This is a genomic window from Ignavibacteriota bacterium, from assembly GCA_016218045.1.
GTDB lineage: Bacteria > Bacteroidota > Ignavibacteria > SZUA-365 > SZUA-365 > JACRFB01.
In genome coordinates, this window is the sequence record JACRFB010000063.1 from 52,527 (window position 1) to 71,727 (window position 19,201).

Consider the following 19,201-nt stretch of genomic DNA (forward strand, 5'->3'; position numbering starts at 1 on the left):
TTAGCGAAAGTAGCTCCTGATTTGCCGAGTGTCAAGCCGTACACGGAAAAATGCCCACCCGTTTCTTCAGCGGGCCCGGCGGGGTGAAAATGCGGGTCCGCCTCTCCAGCACGAAGAATTGAAAAATACGCCGAGATTATTTCTCCGCGCCGTATATTCCGTGTTTGTGATTTTTCCCTTCAACTCTCTCAGCAGGGGATAGAGTGGCAGTTCCGCATGCTTTTCAGTTCGACCAGACCATCGATGTATTCCGGCGGGCCATCGAATTTGTCAACCGTCGCATCATCAATAGAACGGAGGTCATCGATCAGATCTTCTGCGCGCTACTCACGCGCGAGCATGCTCTGATACAGAGCCGCACTGGTGCGGCAAAGTCGCTGCTCGCACAGCAGATTTTTACGATGTTCAGCGGCGCTCACGTCTTTATGGTACAGGCCTCCAAGGAACAACAGCCTGACACGTATTTCGGGGGACTCGATATCGAGCAGTTGAAACAGGGGCGTATCATACACAACACGCGCGACTCGCTCGTCGAATCGGAATTCGGCTTCATCGACGAGATCTTCGACGCGAATGATTATACGCTGCGCGCGCTGCTCACCACCCTCAACGAACGCGCTCTTGTCCTCGGTGTGCAGCAGGTGCCGGCACGTGTGCACAGTGTCATCGCCGCCACCAATTACCTGCGCGTCAGCGAAATCACCGAGGCAATCCTCGACCGCTTTGTGTACAAGGCCTTGTTCATCCCGAAAAAGGTGGGATCCGTCCAGTACAAAATCGCCCGAAATTACATAGAACATGGGGGCCGCGCGGTCGAGCCCACGGAGAAAATCCCGTACGACGTACTCTGCCGCACATCCCTCGTTATCACGGGACGTGATCCCGTCAACGCGATACGTATTCCAAAGGACGTCATCTTTTTTGCGAATTCCGTCGTGCGGCACTATGAATCTCAGCGGAACCGGCTCCTGAAGGAGAAACCGCGGGAGCAGCAGCAGATCAAGGATTTCTACATCTCTCCGCGCACGTACACAAAAAGTCTGGACATGCTCCGCGCCAGCGCCTTCCTGCATGGCAGGGAGGAAGTCGTCAAGGAGGACGTGGCGAAACTCTGGTATCTGCACACGACCGTCGGCCTGCAGGAGCAGAAGGAACTGTTCCTCAAGTCGTATGATACGATTCTGCATCAGCTCGGAGCCGCGCGCGCCTTCGAGCAAATCACGCGTATGCTCGATTTCCAGGATCTGCTCGACCGCCTGCGTGCAGAACCAGAGCTTTTGAAACAATCCATTACCGATCTCGAAGGTCTGCCCATACGTCGTACACTGAAGGAATGGGCGCGTGAAACCCTCGGCATCTCCGACGCTTCGGTCGAGCACAACAGGCGCCTGCTGGAGGGATATGTCAAGACCTTTGAACCGCTGACCGAGGAGATCCTCGATCTGCGGCACGCGCAGGAGCGGGAGATACACGAACTCTTCCATCCTATCGCTCACGTCTGGGCATAATGGCCGGGCTCTACGATCACTTTTTTGATCTGATGGAGGACCTCGGGTTCTTCGAGCATATCTATGAGAACCTGCCGCCGGATTTCACCGCCGTGTTCGAGATCGCGCGGGTGCTCGAGGATGCGAATCACACACTCACGGCCCGGCTTGCGCCCGCACTCTCGCTCGCGCGCCCGGCCCTGCGCACCCAGGCGCAGGAGGCAGGCGAGGATCAGCAGGTCATTCTGACCACGTCGGAAGAGGACGAGGCGGGACTCATCCGTTCACCGCAACATGTCTCGCGTATGTACAACAGCCAATGGCTGCTGCCCGAGGACGTGCTCTGGCGGAAACTCGCAAAAAAGGAGCTGTGGGTCCCATATCCCAAGGAACCGACCTACTATGCCGTCGATCCTGACGAGGAGGAGTACCGGCCGGACGGCCGCAAGCAAAAATTGTACATCCTTCTCGACACCTCGAGTTCCATGGCAATGCGCAACCGGATCAATCTCGCAAAAGCCATCGTCTACCATGTTCTTGCGCACAACCTGAAGGAACTCGGCTACATCCACCTGCGGACCTTCGACGTGAAGGTGGGAGAACTGCACGAAGCGCGCGACAGGGAGAGTTATCACAGTCTGCTCAGCTTCATCATGCGGCTGCACACGCTGGGAAATGGAACCGCGATGTCAAAGGCCATCACGCAGGCCGTCGAGGATATTTCGCGTCTGCCGCAGCTCTCTGGAACCGAAATACTCGTCATCACCGACGGTGCATGCGCGCTCGACGAGCAGGCGATCCGCTCGCTGCTCGGTGATCAGATCATCATCAACACCGTAAAAATCGGCAAGTCCCAACTGATCGCGTCAAAAAGTCTGATTCACGACCGCATCTTCGAGGAGGACACCGCACAGCATCGGCTGATCGCCGACATGCAGTCGCGCGAAAGGGAACTCGCGCGACAGCTCGAACATGCGCAGAGCCCGAACGCCCGCCGGAAATATGAGGAATCGCTCAGGAGTCTGCGCGCGGAGATGAACCGTCAGGTCGACGCAATGACCGAGGAAATTGTGGTGGGCTACGGGCATGAACTCGAGCGCCTCTCCGAAGTCTACGTCGCCGTTGACGACATCGATATGGCCTCGATGCTGCCCGCGGGGGGCACACACATCGACGCGCTCGAGAATCTGCATGACATGCTTCTGCAACGCGGCGACGAGCAGGCCCTGCTCGATCTGCTGCGCAAGCTGACCATTCTGCACGACCACCTCCAGTACCTCCTGCAGAATACGCGGGACCCCGCACAAAAAGTGCGGCTGGAGGCGCTGGACGCCAAAGTCGCCGCATCTCTGCGGCAACTGCTCGAGGCCGGAAACGACGAACAGCACAGTCTGCTCGATTATCTCGCTCCCGAGGACAGGCACGATATCCAATATCTCCTGCAGGCCTCACATTCGATGGGCCTCTCGCTCTGGAAACTGCTGCTGCGCAGAATCATGGCGCGTCTGCGCCGCAGATCCCCACGGAAATCCTGAGGGACCCGCATGAAACTGAACTCCGTTGCAGCACGAAGGAAAGCGCATTTCAACGCTTCTCCCTGTGCAGGGCGCTTTTATCCCGCACCTTTGTGAATTTTTTTTCGAACCGGGCACTTTTTCACCCCCACCTGCTGTTCTGATAATGGATTCGCAATATCCTATTTCCAGAACCTGAGAAAACAACGCACATCCACGGAATGACACACCCCTTGAAACAGCAGACGGAAGGTCACGGGCTCGGCGAAACGCTTCGAAGCATGCTTCCGTACACGCAGATCGGTTGGCAGTTGGTCAGCACGATCCTTCTGTTTTTCGGGATTGGATATGCTCTGGATATGTGGCTCGAACTTCGTCCCATATGCACAGTCATCGGGGCGGTGCTCGGAGTTGTTATCGCCATGGTCGGCTTTTTCAGGTCGGCTCAGTCACTCTTTAAGGAGAAATAAGCTCATGTTTGCACGCACATCCCGCTTTCAGGTGTTAAAATTTCCTCGACGTGAAGGAGCAGCGCGCGGGCGGTCGCTGTTCCTCATCAGTCTGTCGCTATTGATGTTTCTCTACGCCCTTTTGCATGTTTTCGACCTTCCCCATCACACAGAATATCTCGCCAGTTGTATTTTAGCTCTGACCAATGCATTTTTGGGATACGTGTTCATTGAGCGCGCATTCCGGATGAACGTCAGCATGTCTATCCTCTTGCTGTTGGCCGGAATGGGAGTCCGGTTCGTTCTTTCCCTGGCTGCAATCGCGCTGTTCCTCGTGTTCACTCCAGTCGGAATCGCCCCCTTCGTTGGCTCTTTTATGGTGTTCTACACCATCGCGCTGTTCGCCGAGGTGTTCTACATCAACCACAAAACCGATCAATTGAAACCGGCGCGAATTCCGGTCCGCAAATAAGCCGATCGATCTCCGTCACACGCATGCGCACACAATCCGGATATTTCACTCGACTGACAGCCCTCGCGGGTATTCTCGCGTTGCTGGCGAGCTTCCAGCTTCGCGCCGGAAACGAACCAGGTCACGGGGAGCATTCGACATCCGACACGGCGGCTGCCGTAGCGGCTCACGGTGACGATGCGCATCATGCGGGCGCGCACGACGTGAGCAGTCTCACGCCGAAAGAAGAGATGATGTCGATTCTCGAGCACAAGGTCGAGAACACGCCCTATATCCACGAATGGCCGTTTCCAATGGTGGAACTGCCAACGAATTGGGTGGTGAACATTGCCGGTTTTTCGCTGAATCTGTCGCCGACACGTCACCTCGTGTACATGTGGATCGCCGGTCTGCTCACGGTGTTCATGACCGTGCTCGCCGCGCGTAAAAACGCGGGCAAGACTGTTCCCAGGGGCTTCGGCAACATGATCGAGGCGATGATTGTTTTTATTCGCGACGAAGTCGCCGCGCCATTCCTGGGCCATGATACCAAGCGGTATCTTCCGCTTCTTCTTACATTTTTCTTTTTCATCGCGACGATGAATCTCGTTGGTCTGCTGCCTTTCGGCGCGACCTCGACAGGCAATATCGCGGTGACAGCAGGACTCGCCATCATCACATTTCTTATGATGATCGGCGGCGGTATGCGTGCCAACGGCGTCTTCGGGTACATGAAAGGCATCGTGCCTCACGGTTTGCCGTGGCCGCTGTACATCATCATGATACCAATCGAAGTGATGGGCATGTTCACAAAGCCCTTCGCCCTGACCGTCCGTCTCTTCGCGAACATGGTGTCCGGCGGCCTTGTGATCGGTGCCTTTTACGCGCTGATTTTCGGACTCGACACCGTGGCGGTCGCGCCGCTGTCGCTGGTATTTCTGCTCTTCATGTCGCTGCTCAAGATTTTTGTGTGCCTTCTTCAGGCATATATCTTCACGATGCTCTCGGCGTTCTTTATCGGAATGTCCGTTCACCAGGAGCATTGACAGACACGTCAGTCACAGTTACTTCACCATTTCATCAGTTTCAACGGAGGAATCCCATGGAGGGTCTGTCTCATCTCGCCGCCGGTCTGGGCGCAGCCATTGTTGTCGTCGGTGCCGGTCTCGGTATCGGCAAGCTTGCCGCCGCAGCGCTTGAAGCGATCGGTCGTCAGCCGGAAGCCGCCGGCGATCTCCGCGGCGCGATGATCATCATGGCAGCGCTTATCGAAGGTATCGCGCTCTTCGCCGTGGTGGTCTGTCTGCTTCTCGCTATCAAGTAACAGGGCGGCCGGCACGATCCGGCCACATGACCCCGCTTCTTTCAGCTTCACGGAGCCACCACCATGGATAAACTGTTGATGCTTGAACCGGGGATGATTATCTGGACGTTCATCACGTTCGGATGTCTCCTGTTCATTCTGAAAAAATTTGCATGGAAGCCGCTGCTCGCCTCTCTCGAGAAGAGGGAAGAGGGCATCCGTTCCACTTTGCAGCGCACGGAACATGCGCGCGAAGAGGCGGAGGCACTGCTTGCGGAGCATCGCAAGATCATGCAGTCGTCGGAACTCGAGGCGCGCCGCATCATCGATGAGGCGAGGCAATCGGCCGACAAGGTGCGCGACGAGATCCTCGCCAAGGCGGAGGAGCAGGCGCGCATGATGACCACGCAGGCGAAGGCCGATATTCAGCGTGAGAAGGAAACCGCCCTCGCCCAGCTCCGCAGTGAAATCGCGGATCTCGCCATTCTCGCGGCGTCGCGCATCCTGAAGGAGAACCTCGACGAGACGCGCAACAAGGCGCTCGTGGAATCCTTCATCGCCGACCTTCCCAAGAATTGACCTGACCGAGGCGGACGAATGCTCATCTCCCGTGTCGCTCGGCGCTACGCGCTCGCAATGTTCGATTCCCTGCCCGAGGGCGAGGAACGTGCAAAGATCTTTGCATCGCTGGCTGATCTCCACGACATTTTCCACTCGTCGCGTGAACTGCAGCATTTCTTTGCGTCGCCCATCATTCCTTTCTCAAAGAAGGAACAGGTGCTCGAAATCCTCTTCCGCGATCGTGTTGTTCCGGCGATTTACGACATGCTGCAGTTCCTCCTCGTCAAGCGGCGTGAAGGTCTGCTGCACGAAATCATCGAGGCGATCTTCGAGCTCGATAAAATCCACCGCGGTGTCACTACCGTCGACGTCCAGTCACAATCGTCCATGCCCCCTGAACAGCGCGAGCATCTCGAGAAAAAACTCGCCGAGCTTACGGGCGGACCAGTCAGCGCATCCTATTCCGAAGACTCCGGTCTGATCGGAGGTCTCGTCGTGCGTGTCGGTGACACCGTGTACGATGGAAGCGTGCGCCGCCAGTTGCAACGGCTGCGCGCGAGATTCATCAGCGGCGCCGCCTAGTTTTTCTCCCAGTCATTCCAGGCACTCCATACCAAAGGCATCGTTCCCATGTCAGAAGTTCGTCCCGACGAAGTATCAGCAATTCTCCGCAAACAGCTCAGCGGATTCGACAGCGAAGTCGACATCTACGAAGTCGGCACAGTCCTCCAGGTGGGGGATAGCGTCGCGCGCGTCTATGGATTGACGCGGTGTATGGCAGGTGAGCTGATTGAGTTTCCGAACGATGTTTTCGGCATGGCGCTGAATCTGGAAGAAGACAACGTGGGCTGCATTCTGTTCGGCGAATCGTCGCGCGTGAGCGAGGGTGATACGGTGAAGCGCACCGGCCGCGTGATGTCGATCCCCGTTGGCGAGGACATGCTCGGGCGTGTCATCAATCCTCTGGGCCAACCCATCGACGGGCGCGGTGTGATCCACACCGATCAACTGATGCCGATCGAGCGGAAGGCGCTTGGTGTGATTCAGAGGCAGGCCGTGAAAGAACCGCTGCAGACTGGCATCAAGGCCATCGACTCGATGATCCCCATCGGCCGCGGACAGCGCGAGCTTATCATCGGAGACCGTCAGACAGGCAAGACCGCGATCGCGCTCGACACGATCATCAACCAGAAGTACACGCATACGGAAGAGGCGCGACGCCGCGGAGTGAATCCCGTGTATTGCATCTATGTCGCTATCGGGCAGAAGGGATCGACCGTTGCGCAGGTGTACACGAAGCTGCAGGAAGAAGGCGCGATGGCCTACACCACCATCGTCACTGCCAATGCAAACGACCCGGCTCCGATGCAGTACATCGCGCCGTATTCTGGGGCAACGATCGGCGAGTATTTCCGTGATGCCGGCCGCCACGCGCTGGTCATTTATGACGATCTTTCGAAGCAGGCGTCAGCATACCGCGAAATTTCGCTTCTGCTCCGCCGCCCGCCGGGCCGTGAAGCATATCCCGGCGACGTGTTTTATCTGCACTCACGCCTGCTCGAGCGTGCGTCGAAGCTCAGCGAAGAACTCGGCGGCGGCAGTCTCACAGCGCTTCCCATTATCGAAACGCAGGCTGGCGACGTTTCGGCGTACATCCCCACGAATGTGATCTCGATCACGGACGGACAGATTTACCTTGAGCCCGGCCTGTTCAACGCGGGCCAGCGACCCGCCGTAAACGTCGGTATTTCGGTCTCACGTGTGGGCGGCAACGCACAGGTGAAAGCCATGCGCAAGATTGCCGGTTCCTTGCGCCTCGATCTCGCGCAATACCGCGAACTCGAGGCCTTCGCAAAATTCGGCTCCGACCTCGACAAGGCCACGCAGCAGCTCCTGCGCCGCGGCGCACATCTCCTCGAACTGCTCAAGCAGGGCCAGTACAAGCCGATGCCGATCGAGGAGCAGATCATCAGCATTTTTGCGGGTGTGAAGGGCTTCACGGATGAAATTCCGCTGCCGCATGTGCCGCGTTTTGAACAGGAATTTCTGGAATTGATGCGTTCGCGCCACCGTGACGTGCTCGATCTGATCGCCGACACGCGCGAGATCAACGACGAAACCGCCGCGAAGCTCGAGCAGGCATTACGCGATTTTGCAGCATCCTTCTCCCTCTCACTCTCGGCGGGTGCCTGATCCATGGCGAACCTTCGCGAAATCCGACGGCGCATCGCGGGAATTCGAAGCACTTCGAAGATCACGCAGGCGATGAAGCTCGTTGCGGCTGCGAAGCTGCGCCGCGCGCAGGACTCCATCATCTCGGCGCGTCCCTACGCGCGACATCTCCGCGGTCTCATGAAACACATGCTCGCACGTGTGGACCGCGCAAGCCTCCCTCTGTGGTTCGAGGGGCGCGATGATGCGGCTGTGCTTATCGTGGTTGTTACAGCCGACCGTGGCCTCTGCGGCGCCTTCAACACCAACGTCATCAAGGCCGCAGTCGACCGTATTGAACGTGTCTATGCAGACAAACACGCCGAAGGCAAGGTGCGCCTGGTGTGTGTCGGACGGCGCGGCTACCAGTTTTTTGTCAAGCGCGATATCGAGGTGGTGGGCAAACATCTGGGCATTGTGAATGCGCCCGACCATGCCGCGGCAAAAGTCATCATCGACGAGATCCTCGCGACATACATGTCGGGAGAAATTGGTACTGTCGAGGTGATATACAACGAGTTCAAATCCATCATCCAGCAGAGGCTGCAGGTGGAAACGTTGTTGCCGATACCCGCGGAAGAAGTGCCCGCAGTCGAGGCACACGGTCATACGTTCCACAGTTTTGTGGATTACATCTACGAGCCATCGGAACAGGCGTTGATGGAATTCCTCATACCGAAACAGCTCAATTTCCAGATGCTCCGCGTGCTGCTCGAATCAAACGCGGCGGAGCAGGGCGCCCGCATGACCGCGATGGACGCTGCGACGAGCAATGCGAAGGACCTCATCAACCGCCTCCAGCTCGAATACAACAGCGCGCGTCAGGCGAGCATCACCAAGGAAATCCTCGAGATCGTCGGCGGAGCCGAGGCGTTGCGCAAGAGCGACTAGCGAGCCGCTGGTCTTTCCAATGAATCACAGGTCCTCCCTCAAGGAGGACCTGTGTGTTTTCGGTCGAAGCCGAGTGCAACGCGTTCTGCGCGTAGGGGTATCAGACGGTTCATGCCACATGTGTGTGTACTGCGGGGCGCATCAGTGTGCTCCGAAAGGAGATGGAGCAAGACTCGACAGAGTGCGTTACGCACGGATCGAAGCCGATACAACAAAAAAGCCCCGCCGATTGGCGGGGCTTTTTCTTGAGCATGTCTCAGAATTTATTTCTCAAGCACCATGCGTGCAGTGGTGATACCGGCCGACGAGAAGAGGTGTGCATAGTATATGCCGCTCGGCAGTGCAGTGGCGTCGAAGGAAACCGTGTGCTGACCGGCGTCGAGAAGCTGCGCATCGTACACAACCGCCACTTCACGTCCGGCCGCGTCGAACACGCTGAGCGAAATCGTCTCGGTCTGCTGCAGGGAGAATGTGATGTTGGTGGACGGGTTGAAAGGATTCGGGAAGTTGCGAACCAGATTGAAGGATCCGCGCTGTGCGGCAACCGACACCACGGTCGAGTACTCGTATTTTCCGTCGCGATCGACCTGGCGCAGGCGGTACGACACTGTCGCATCGGCGCGCGGGGCGTCGGTGAAGCTATACTGCTGCGGTGTGTTCACTGTGCCGTGGCCGTCGACGAAGCCGAGGTTTTCCCAGGTCTGACGGTTGTATGAGCGCTCGACGAAGAAGCCGTGATTATTCTTTTCTGTCGAGGTGCGCCAGTTCAACTGCACCTTGCCGTTCAGACGGTTGGCAGTGAATGCGGTCAGCTCGACAGGGAGCGGCTTGGTAATTCCGAAGTTGTCGAGACCCCAAATCTGGCAATTGTGCGCGTTGTTTCCACCCTGATTCGACGGATCGCCTGGTGAGAAAACGACCGCAAGATAAATGCTCGCATTCGGGGCGAGGAGATAGCTGCCAAAATCGATGGTTGACGAAACGGGGATCTTCGAGATGGGATAGCCGTTCACCGCGTTCGAGTTGCTCGCATCGGGGTTGAAGAGTTTCGCCGTGTTCGTGACTGCAACCCAGCCCAATGTCGGATCGGTGTTGGTCTCGGAAAACGACGTGGGAGAGCCGTTAAAGGTGTAATACATCTGGACGAGTGTCCCTGTCGCGTTTACATCGTTACGATATTTTTCGAGTTCGTAGGCGACTTCCATGCCCGTGAGGTCGTAGTTGTAGTTGTTGTACAACTGCACCATCACGTTTTGGCTGTACGCGTTCGAGCGGGGGCGCACTGCGAGGGCACGGTCGGCGGTTGGATTCATCGGATCATATTCAAGATCGACAGAGGCGTTGTCCGAGCGGGCGTTGTGATACATGTTGCTGCCCAGAGGGAGGGGATATGAACCGACAACATAATCGACATCGTAGTATGTCTGGCTGGTGTTGCTGTAGCCGGTCACATACCGATAGTTGTTCGGTGAACGAGTGATCAGCCAACCTGACGGAAGGGCCTGGCCGGTTCCGAGACCGCTGGTGCCGTTGAATGTCTGCACGTAGTTCTGAATCGGCAGTTGCGCGAATGTATCAACGCTTCCAATCACGGTGATCGCAATGAGCAGGGCGATGATGCTGGTTGCCATTTTCATGAATGTAGCCTCGTATGAAATATTTTGAAGTGTTTGCACGTTGGAATTCATAACTGCACAGCTTTTAACGATAATCATGCCAGAGATATGTGTCGAAAAAATGTTCGAAATATCGACAGAATGACCACTTTTGGACAGTTCAAGACGGCAACTCAAAAATGTGCTGTTCCAAAAGAAAACACGGGAGGGTCTGTGTTCATTTTTATAACAACGTGTGCAACCATTCCCGCCTTCCTGTTTTGCATTGATACGCCGTGAATTGGTTGCTGTATCACTCCTGTCCAAGGAGGAAGCGCCGTTTTGCCTTGGCATTGTTCCCTCCTGATAGTATGTTGCGTTGATGTTGCAGGTTTCTAACGAGGCAAGGCAGGTTGATATGACATTCCGCACTTTCACACTGTTCAGTTTTGTATCTCTATTAACGATCGGAGCGGCCTCTTCGCTATGGGCGCAGGAAGTGGCCACATGGTCGGCTTCGATCGAGCAATCCTCGGTGAAACCGGGCGAACAGGTGCTAGTGAAAGTGAGGGCGGTAATTAACGAGAAGTGGCATATCTACTCGGCCACTCCGATGGAAGAAGGACCGGAAGCAACAAGTATCGAGTTCTCTGCGTCATCCGCCCTGAAACGCAAGGGTGCGATTCGGCAACCGAAACCGATCGTGAAATTTGACGAGGCGTTCAGTCTCAATACCGAATTCTTCGAAAAAAAGGTCACATTTTCGGTGCCTGCGGTGGTGAAGAGCAACGCCAAACCCGGTGAGCAGAAGGCCGTTGTCGAAGTGACCTTTATGGCCTGCAACGACCGGCTCTGTATTCCGCCGAAAACGATAGAAGTTCCGTTATCACTCACCGTGGGCGAAGCGGACCCGGGTTCGGTGGCGGCCGATGAAACCGCTGATGATACAACCGCGACGATCGCGGCTGACACGAAGAGCAGCGGCACATCCGTTACAACCACGCCTCCCGCCTCCCAGTCACTAGGGTATGGGGACCAGGGAGATGTGGAACGGGCGCGCAGCGAGGGACTCTGGGCCTACATAGGACTCGCAATGTCCGTTGGTGCCTTGTCGCTGCTGACCCCGTGTGTGTTCCCTATGATCCCGATCACCGTGTCCTTCTTTACTAAACGCGAGCAGGCCACGCGCGGGCGTAGTGTACGCGACGCGCTGATCTATTCCTTCGGCATCATTTTCACCTTCACGGTGCTAGGCATACTGCTCGCGGTATTCGCCGGCGCGTCCGGTATCAACGAGTTCGCCGCGAATCCGTGGATCAACGTGATCATCGCGCTGATATTCATTGTCTTTGCACTGAATCTGTTCGGACTCTTCGAAATCGTCGTACCGTCCGGAATTCTGACAAAACTCACGGAAAGGTCCGGCAGCGGGCAGGGTATCGTCAGTCTGCTGCTCATGGGACTCACGTTTACCCTCACCAGTTTCACCTGCACCGTGCCCTTTATTGGTACAGTGATGGTGGCCGCCGCTTCGGGTGAAATCTGGTGGTCCGTCGTCGGCATGCTCGCGTTTTCCACGGTCTTTGCCTTTCCGTTTTTCCTGCTCGCACTCTTCCCCTCGTGGCTCAAATCCATGCCGAAGAGCGGCGGATGGTTGAACTCGGTGAAGGTGGTGATGGGTTTCCTCGAACTTGCAGCCGCCATGAAATTCCTCTCGAATGTGGATCTGATCCTGAGTATGGGAATACTCAGCCGCGACCTCTTCCTCTCGTTCTGGGTGGGCATCGGCGCCATCACCACATCGTATCTGCTGGGCCTCTTCCAGCTTCCGCATGACTCCAAGGTCGAACGCATCGGTGTCATGCGTATGATGTTCAGCGTGTTTTTCCTCGGCATCACGGTATTTCTGTATACCGGACTCGGCGGGAAACCTCTCGGTGAAATCGATGCGTTTCTGCCCCCGATACAATACCAGGAGACCATAGAGGCCGCGCGCGGATCCTCGGCCTCGCTCTCCAGTGAGGAGGCCGGGGGAACGAAGGACGTGTGGATGGCCGACTATGCCAAAGCCCTCGAGAAGGCCAAGGCGGAATCCAAACCCGTGTTTATCGACTTCACGGGATTCTCCTGCACGAACTGCCGCTGGATGGAGGCGAACATCTTCACACGTGGCGATGTAAAGTCCCTGCTCGACAAATTTGTGATGGTCCGTCTGTATACCGACGGGCGCGGCGAGCAATACGACCGGAACAGGGTGCTTCAGGAGTCGCGCTTCGGCACTGTTGCGCTTCCGCTCTACGTCATCATGAGCTCCGATGACACACATCTCGGCACCTTCCCCGGACTGACCAGAAAACCGGAGGAGTTTGTCTCTTTCCTCCAGGCCGGACTCCGCGACGCGTCGAAAAAAGCGTCCTGACTTCATGTATTCGCACCGGGCATGGCTGCCGGGCCGCTCGTGTCAAAACAAAGCGGCGGCGTCGGTCCATGTCCGCGCCCGTGTCCGGCGGCGTGTATGAGCGCCATTCCTTCGAGGAAGCGTGAACACGTCGAGCTGAGTCTGGGCACTTCGGCCCTGTATCAGGACAAAACGAACGGCTTCGAGTTCTGGGACTTCGAGCATGTCGCACTGCCTGAACTCGATTTCGACGAGATAGATACAAGCACGGAATTTCTCGGGAAGCGTCTCGCCTTTCCTCTCGTCGTCACAGGCATGACTGGTGGCTACGCGGACGCCGGACGAATCAACGTCGCGCTGGCGGAAGCATGCGAGCAGGCGCGGGTGGCGCTCGGCGTCGGCAGCCAGAGGCAGATGCTGCTGTCGGATGAACATGTCGCCACGTTCCGTGTTGTGCGCGATCATGCGCCGGGCATTCCTGTGCTCGCAAATATAGGCGGCGCCGAAGTCGCGCGGATGCGCAACGCCGATGATGCACTCCGGCTTGTCGACTGCATCGGAGCCGACGCCCTTGCCGTGCATCTCAATCCGCTGCAGGAGTTTCTCCAGCCGGAAGGCAATCCGCAATTCCGCGGAGTTCTTGCGGGTATCTCGATGCTCGTCCGAGCACTGCCTGTGCCGGTCGTTGTGAAAGAAGTCGGTGCGGGTATCACCGCAGCCGTGGCGCGCCGTCTCCATGACGCAGGGGTGCGTATTATCGATGTGTCCGGCGCCGGAGGCACAAGCTGGGCACGTATCGAAGCCATGCGCCGCGCGGCCCATCTGCCCACGGTTTCTTCCGCGTTCCTCGAGTGGGGTGTCCCCACAGCGGAGGCGCTGCGCGACGTACACGCCGCCGGACTCGAGGGAACCTGGCTCATCGCGTCGGGCGGCATTGTCGACGGAGTGATGATCGCGAAGGCGGTTGCCATGGGTGCAACGCTGGCCGGAGCCGCGCGTCCCGTGCTCGCCGCTCTCGATGCAGGCGGACCGGAAGGACTCGCGGCATTGTTCGCGAGTTGGAAAAATGACGTGCAGGGCGTTATGTTTCTCACTGGCGCCGCCACCGTTGCCGAATTGGCAACCCGACCGTTGCGGCGCTCCATCCACACATCCGGGCAACCTTCATGAGCGCATACGACGAACGCTACGCGCTGCTCCGCTCGCGTATTGACGAGCGGCTCGCGTCGGTGATAACGAAGCACGAACCGCGCTCCATGTACGAACCGGCGCGCTACGTGCTCGGGAGCGGGGGGAAGCGTATACGGCCCGTGTTGGTCATGCTTGCCTGTGAGGCCGTGGGAGGTGACGCGGACCACGCAGTGGACGCGGGTGTCGCCGTCGAGATCCTGCACAACTTCACACTTGTACATGACGATATCATGGACAACGCGGATCAGCGCCGCGGTCGCGATACGGTTCACAAAAAATGGGATGTGAATATCGCAATTCTTGTCGGTGATGAACTCATCGGCATCGCCTACGAATCCCTCCTCCGCACACAGCAGGGCGATATACGGGAATTAACACGCGTATTCACGCAAGGCATGATAGACGTGTGTGAGGGGCAGAGTTACGACAAGGAGTTCGAGTCGCATATCTGTGTCACCGAGGACGAATACCTCATGATGATCGGGAAAAAGACGGGCCAGCTCGTCACCATGTCGGCCGACATGGGCGCGATCATCGGAAACGCGCCGCCTCAGTGGCGGAACGCGCTGCGCGAGTATGCAAGTTCTGTGGGGCGTGCATTTCAGATTCAGGACGATCTGCTCGATGTCGTGGCCGACGAGAAGGAATTCGGCAAATCGATCGGGGGAGACATTCTCGAAGGAAAAAAAACATTCCTGCTCGTCACCGCCCTGGGGATTGCGAAGGGTGAGGATCTCGACATCCTGATGCGTGTCGCCTCGAAGCACCCACCGACACCAAACCTCGTGTCGGAAGTGACCGGCGTGTATGAGCGATTGGGCGTTCTCGACATCGCGCGCGAAAGAATCCGTCGAGATACTGCCGCCGCGGTCACCGCGCTCGAGGCGTTGCCGCCCGGACGAGGAACCGAGATGCTCACATGGTTTGCGGATATGCTCCTCCGCAGAAATTTTTGAGGTCCGGCGTGATCGAACGCGAAGTGACCATCAAGAACAAGGCGGGTCTGCACACACGTCCCGCCGCGCAGCTCGTGAAGCTTTCGTCCCGTTTCCAGTCGGATTTTTTTATTCAAAAGGACGGTTTCGAAATCAACGGCAAGAGCATCATCGGCGTCATGACACTCGCCGCCGAGAGAGGCGCCCGTCTGACGCTCGTCTTTGACGGGGCCGACGAGGCGGAAGCTGCTCGCGAAATATGTCACCTGTTCGATGAGGGCTTCGGTGAGGCCTGATCTGCCCGTGGAGCCCGCGAAGGGCGGCGTCGAGGACGCACGCGTGCTCGAGGAGCGAGTGCTGGTGGGTCTGCCCGCCGCGGGCGGTGTGGTCATAGGCCCCGCCTATGTGTACGAACGCGAGGAAGTGTACGTGACCGAGCGCGCGCTCAGTCTCGAAGAGGTGGACGCCGAACTGCAGTTGCTCGGCGAGGCGCTCGAGCGCGCGAACAGGGAACTGACCAAGATCATCGAATTTGCGCAGGCAAAACTCGACAGTGACGCATCCGCCATTTTCGAGATGCAGATCATGCTGCTCAACGATGTGGAACTCGGCAAGGCGCTCGAGCGACGCATCCGTGAGGAGCGCAAGAACGCGGATTTCCTGATCCATCAGGAATTCGAGCGGTACAAGGCGATGCTGCTGCGCACCAACAATCCGCTGTTCAGCGAAAGGACGGCCGACCTCGACGACGTGGCCCAGCGCCTGCTCCGCGCGCTGCAGAAGAAACGTCTACACGCCAACATCGAGGGCAAACACGTTGTCATCGCCGACGTTCTTACACCCGCGGACACGGTGCTCTTTCTCCGCAATGACGTGCTCGGCTACGCGACAAATTTGGGAGGCATCACGTCCCACGCGGCTATTCTCGCCCGCTCGCTGAAAGTGCCCGCGGTGGTCGGAGCACACGACGCCACCGAGACCATCCGCACGGGCGATACGGTGATCCTCGATGGTCAGCTCGGGCGCATTATCCTGCATCCCTCTCCCGAAACCATTGCGGAGTACCGCGGGAAAATCGATCGCATTCATGAGATCGAGACGCGGCTCGAAAAACTCGTGGGTCTGCCCTGCGTCACGCCCGATGGTCATAAGGTGGAACTTTCGGCGAACGCGGAATTTGTGAACGAGGTCGAATACGTTCTCGCGCAGGGATCGAAGGGGATCGGGCTGTACCGCACCGAGCATCTCTCGATTCTCGAAGGGGAATTTCCTTCCGAGCAGGAACAGTATGTCGCCTACAGCTCCATCGCACAATCGATGTACCCGCAGTCGGTGATCATCCGCACCTTCGATCTCGGCGGCGACAAATTCATGGTCCAAGCCCGCAAGGAGGATAATCCCTCGCTCGGCTGGCGCGGCATTCGCGTGATGCTCGACAAGCCCGAAGAATTCCGCGCGCAGCTTCGCGCCATACTGCGCGCCTCCGTCACCGGCAACATCAAGATCATGTTTCCGATGATCTCCGGGCTTGCCGAACTGCGGGAGGCGCGCGCGCACTTCGACGCGGCCAAGGCCGAGCTGCAGGCGCAGGGGTGTCCGTTCGACGATGCGATGGAAGTGGGCATCATGATCGAAGTGCCCTCGGCGGTGCTGCTGGCGGATGTATTTGCCCGCGCGGTCGATTTTTTCAGCATCGGCACAAACGATCTGGTTCAATATCTGCTGGCTGTGGACCGCAACAACGACCTCATCACGAACCTCTATCAGGAATTCCACCCATCCGTGATCCGCGCCATCAAACATGTGATCGACACGGCGCACGCGCATGGCAAGTGGGTGGGGCTCTGCGGCGAGATGGGAGGGAATCCGCTCGGCACCATTCTGCTGCTCGGACTCGGACTCGACGAATTCAGCATGGTGCCGTCCATGATCCCGACGATCAAGGGCATCATTCGCGAGACGCGGTACGAGGATGCAAAAAATTTTGCCGAGGAAGTGCTGCGTTGCCATACAACCGCCGAGACCAAACGCCTGCTTGCCTCCGCGTTCCGCGAGCGCTTCCCGCACCTCGCATCCATGTACATACTCAACGGCGCGATGAACACCTGATATGCGGGAACACCGCGCGCACCTTCACTCAGCACACGGCCCACGATGCAGGATCTTCTGACTCTCGACGATACACGCGCCACAGCGGCACTCGATGCAGCCGTCCTCGACACCGCCCGCGCCGCAGCACGCAGCGCGCTCGACACCTTGCGCACCCGCAATGGCGCCGGATCCGAATTCCTCGGGTGGCTGGATCTGCCCGTGCAGTCCGCCGCGGGCGTCGATGCCGTACGCGACGCCGCTGCACGGATACGCGGTGAATCGGACGCACTGATCGTCGTCGGCATCGGCGGTTCGTATCTTGGAGCGCGCGCCGTCATCGACGCCTGTTCGCCGCCACACACACAACACGATCTCGACGTGTACTACGCGGGGCACCATCTCGCGGGCAGCGATCTCGCCGCCCTGCTGCGCGCCTTGGAACATCGTTCCGTCAGCGTCAATGTGATTTCCAAATCCGGCACCACCACCGAACCCGCGCTGGCCTTCCGCGTGATCAAGAATTGGATGGAACGGCGCTACGGGCGTGATGGCGCAGCGAAACGTATCGTCGCAACAACCGACTCCGCGCGCGGCGCCCTGCGCGGACTCGCGGATGCCGAGGGATATCGAAGCTTTATTATCCCCGACGACGTGGGCGGAAGATTTTCCGTGCTGACTCCCGTGGGATTGTTGCCCATTGCCGCAGCAGGCATCAACATCGACGCGCTGCTGGCCGGCGCGCGCGCCTTTCACGCAACGGCTTTCAACGCGTCTTTCGAAACAAACATCGCGTTGCGGTATGCCGCCCTGCGCCGCGCCTTTGCCGCCACGGGGAAGAACATCGAAATTTTGGCCGGCTTCCATCCCTCTTTCCTCATGATCGCCGAATGGTGGAAACAACTGTTCGGTGAGAGTGAAGGAAAGGGAGGCGCGGGAATTTTTCCCGCCGCGGTCATGAATACCACCGATCTGCATTCGATGGGCCAGTATATTCAGGATGGCGAGCGACGGATGTTCGAGACGTTCCTGCTTGCGGAATCGGACGGCGACGACCTTCTCGTGCCCGACACGGGAGACGAGACCGACGGTCTGCAATATCTGGCCGGACAACCGTTTTCGTGGATCACGCTGCGCGCCTGGGAAGGAACGGCGCTTGCGCACGAAAGCGGTGGCACACCGAATCTGGCAATCCGTCTTCCATCGATCCGGCCGGACAGCATCGGCGCCCTCCTGTATTTCTTCGAGATCGCCGTGGCCATTTCGGGCTACGCGATGGGCGTCAATCCCTTCGATCAACCCGGTGTGGAAGACTACAAGCGCAACATGTTCGCGCTTCTCGGCAAGCCCGGTTTCGAAGCCGAACGCGCAGCGCTACTGGCGCGAATGAAATAGCGCGCTACTCCGCGGCGGACGGCGGCAGCAGCCCGCGCGTCACGGCGTGAGAATTCCGGTGGTGCAGACCTCGACCGCATCACTGCAACGCGGGCCCTCATCCGCGCTGATGCGCCGTGCGGAAATGTGGAGTCAGCCGGCGCGTGCGAGGCGGATATGATGATCCACCGACGCGCGGCCTCCGCCCGTCACGGCAAAGATGACGAGCAGGAACAGCATGAGAAGTGCAAGCCAGAGGTCGGATTGGTACGCGGAGAATTCGGGCCGCACGAGAAGTGCGTAACAGGCACCAAGCACGATGGGAAGCTGCGCGAGTGCGGCTATCCGTGTCAACAATCCCAACATAAGCAGGACGCTATGCGCGAGCTGAAAAATCACGACGTAATGCATGAACAGCACCGGAAGGAAACCGAAGCCGTTGTCGTGCAGGATTCGCTGCATCGTGTCGCTGTCCAGCACAAAAGAAAGTCCCTTTGCGAGCAATACCGCGCCCGTCAGCATCCGCAAGTAATCCAGCCATTGCGGATGATGAATATCCGCCCAACCCACAAGCGTATCGAACGGTTTCATGGTTCACCTCGAAGTGTGGTGATTCTGGGAAGTTTCCTCGCGAATATACTCGATTTTCTCCCGAAGCGACAGCCGACCCGCCGCAGCCATCATGCGACGGAACACGCGCGGGACTTGTACCCTCGTACGGGCGGCAGTACTTTTCGCGATGCATCACAGCAC

General features: G+C 58.1%; 18 protein-coding genes. 16 read left to right on the plus strand and 2 right to left on the minus strand.

Features of this window, described 5'->3' with window-relative positions:
• Positions 1 to 203 precede the first annotated feature (203 nt).
• The 10 genes from HY962_16430 (at position 204) to atpG (ending at position 8,867) form a co-directional block, all read left to right on the plus strand.
• Positions 204 to 1,508 (plus strand): AAA family ATPase, encoded by a 1,305-nt coding sequence (locus HY962_16430; GenBank protein MBI5648518.1) that lies wholly within the window; start codon positions 204 to 206, stop codon positions 1,506 to 1,508.
• Positions 1,508 to 3,022 (plus strand): VWA domain-containing protein, encoded by a 1,515-nt coding sequence (locus tag HY962_16435; GenBank protein ID MBI5648519.1) that lies wholly within the window; start codon positions 1,508 to 1,510, stop codon positions 3,020 to 3,022. Before HY962_16430 ends, HY962_16435 begins: the two co-directional genes overlap by 1 nt.
• Positions 3,023 to 3,222: 200 nt before the next feature.
• On the plus strand, positions 3,223 to 3,471 hold the full coding sequence (locus HY962_16440; protein MBI5648520.1) for an AtpZ/AtpI family protein: 249 nt from the start codon (positions 3,223 to 3,225) through the stop codon (positions 3,469 to 3,471).
• Between the two features lie 4 nt (positions 3,472 to 3,475).
• Positions 3,476 to 3,922, plus strand: a complete 447-nt coding sequence (locus HY962_16445; GenBank protein MBI5648521.1) for a hypothetical protein — start codon at positions 3,476 to 3,478, stop codon at positions 3,920 to 3,922.
• A gap of 23 nt (positions 3,923 to 3,945) precedes the next feature.
• Positions 3,946 to 4,947: a F0F1 ATP synthase subunit A gene (gene atpB / locus HY962_16450; GenBank protein MBI5648522.1), complete on the plus strand. Its 1,002-nt coding sequence runs from the start codon at positions 3,946 to 3,948 to the stop codon at positions 4,945 to 4,947.
• 56 nt (positions 4,948 to 5,003) lie between these two features.
• Entirely contained in the window at positions 5,004 to 5,225 is a 222-nt protein-coding gene (gene atpE / locus HY962_16455) for an ATP synthase F0 subunit C (GenBank protein MBI5648523.1), read from the plus strand.
• A gap of 63 nt (positions 5,226 to 5,288) precedes the next feature.
• A complete protein-coding gene (atpF, locus tag HY962_16460; protein MBI5648524.1) occupies positions 5,289 to 5,783 on the plus strand; it encodes a F0F1 ATP synthase subunit B in 495 nt (164 codons plus the stop codon).
• An 18-nt stretch (positions 5,784 to 5,801) separates the two neighbouring features.
• On the plus strand, positions 5,802 to 6,347 hold the full coding sequence (gene atpH / locus HY962_16465; protein MBI5648525.1) for an ATP synthase F1 subunit delta: 546 nt from the start codon (positions 5,802 to 5,804) through the stop codon (positions 6,345 to 6,347).
• A 48-nt stretch (positions 6,348 to 6,395) separates the two neighbouring features.
• Positions 6,396 to 7,958 (plus strand): F0F1 ATP synthase subunit alpha, encoded by a 1,563-nt coding sequence (locus HY962_16470; GenBank protein MBI5648526.1) that lies wholly within the window; start codon positions 6,396 to 6,398, stop codon positions 7,956 to 7,958.
• Between the two features lie 3 nt (positions 7,959 to 7,961).
• A complete protein-coding gene (gene atpG / locus HY962_16475) occupies positions 7,962 to 8,867 on the plus strand; it encodes an ATP synthase F1 subunit gamma (protein ID MBI5648527.1) in 906 nt (301 codons plus the stop codon).
• Positions 8,868 to 9,130: 263 nt separating this feature from the next.
• On the opposite strand, the gene HY962_16480 is transcribed toward atpG, so the two are convergent.
• Complete coding sequence (locus tag HY962_16480; GenBank protein MBI5648528.1) at positions 9,131 to 10,504, minus strand: T9SS type A sorting domain-containing protein; 1,374 nt, start codon at positions 10,502 to 10,504, stop codon at positions 9,131 to 9,133.
• Between the two features lie 376 nt (positions 10,505 to 10,880).
• On the opposite strand from HY962_16480, the gene HY962_16485 reads away from it, so the two are divergent.
• The 6 genes from HY962_16485 to HY962_16510 all read left to right on the plus strand — a co-directional run bounded on the left by HY962_16485 (position 10,881) and on the right by HY962_16510 (position 18,469).
• On the plus strand, positions 10,881 to 12,881 hold the full coding sequence (locus HY962_16485; protein MBI5648529.1) for a thioredoxin family protein: 2,001 nt from the start codon (positions 10,881 to 10,883) through the stop codon (positions 12,879 to 12,881).
• A gap of 96 nt (positions 12,882 to 12,977) precedes the next feature.
• Positions 12,978 to 14,030, plus strand: a complete 1,053-nt coding sequence (locus HY962_16490) for a type 2 isopentenyl-diphosphate Delta-isomerase (GenBank protein MBI5648530.1) — start codon at positions 12,978 to 12,980, stop codon at positions 14,028 to 14,030.
• Positions 14,027 to 15,007: a polyprenyl synthetase family protein gene (locus tag HY962_16495; protein ID MBI5648531.1), complete on the plus strand. Its 981-nt coding sequence runs from the start codon at positions 14,027 to 14,029 to the stop codon at positions 15,005 to 15,007. Before HY962_16490 ends, HY962_16495 begins: the two co-directional genes overlap by 4 nt.
• Positions 15,008 to 15,015: 8 nt before the next feature.
• On the plus strand, positions 15,016 to 15,282 hold the full coding sequence (locus HY962_16500) for an HPr family phosphocarrier protein (protein ID MBI5648532.1): 267 nt from the start codon (positions 15,016 to 15,018) through the stop codon (positions 15,280 to 15,282).
• Positions 15,272 to 17,095 carry a phosphoenolpyruvate--protein phosphotransferase gene (gene ptsP / locus HY962_16505; protein MBI5648533.1) on the plus strand — a complete coding sequence of 608 codons (1,824 nt, stop codon included), beginning with the start codon at positions 15,272 to 15,274 and terminating at the stop codon, positions 17,093 to 17,095. The genes HY962_16500 and ptsP overlap by 11 nt, the downstream gene beginning before the upstream one ends.
• Positions 17,096 to 17,140: 45 nt before the next feature.
• The gene (locus HY962_16510) at positions 17,141 to 18,469 is read left to right on the plus strand and encodes a glucose-6-phosphate isomerase (GenBank protein MBI5648534.1); all 1,329 of its coding nucleotides are present in this window, start codon (positions 17,141 to 17,143) and stop codon (positions 18,467 to 18,469) included.
• A 132-nt stretch (positions 18,470 to 18,601) separates the two neighbouring features.
• Here the strand turns inward: HY962_16510 and HY962_16515 are convergent, their stop codons facing one another.
• The gene (locus HY962_16515) at positions 18,602 to 19,039 is read right to left on the minus strand and encodes a DoxX family protein (GenBank protein MBI5648535.1); all 438 of its coding nucleotides are present in this window, start codon (positions 19,037 to 19,039) and stop codon (positions 18,602 to 18,604) included.
• Positions 19,040 to 19,201 lie beyond the last annotated feature (162 nt).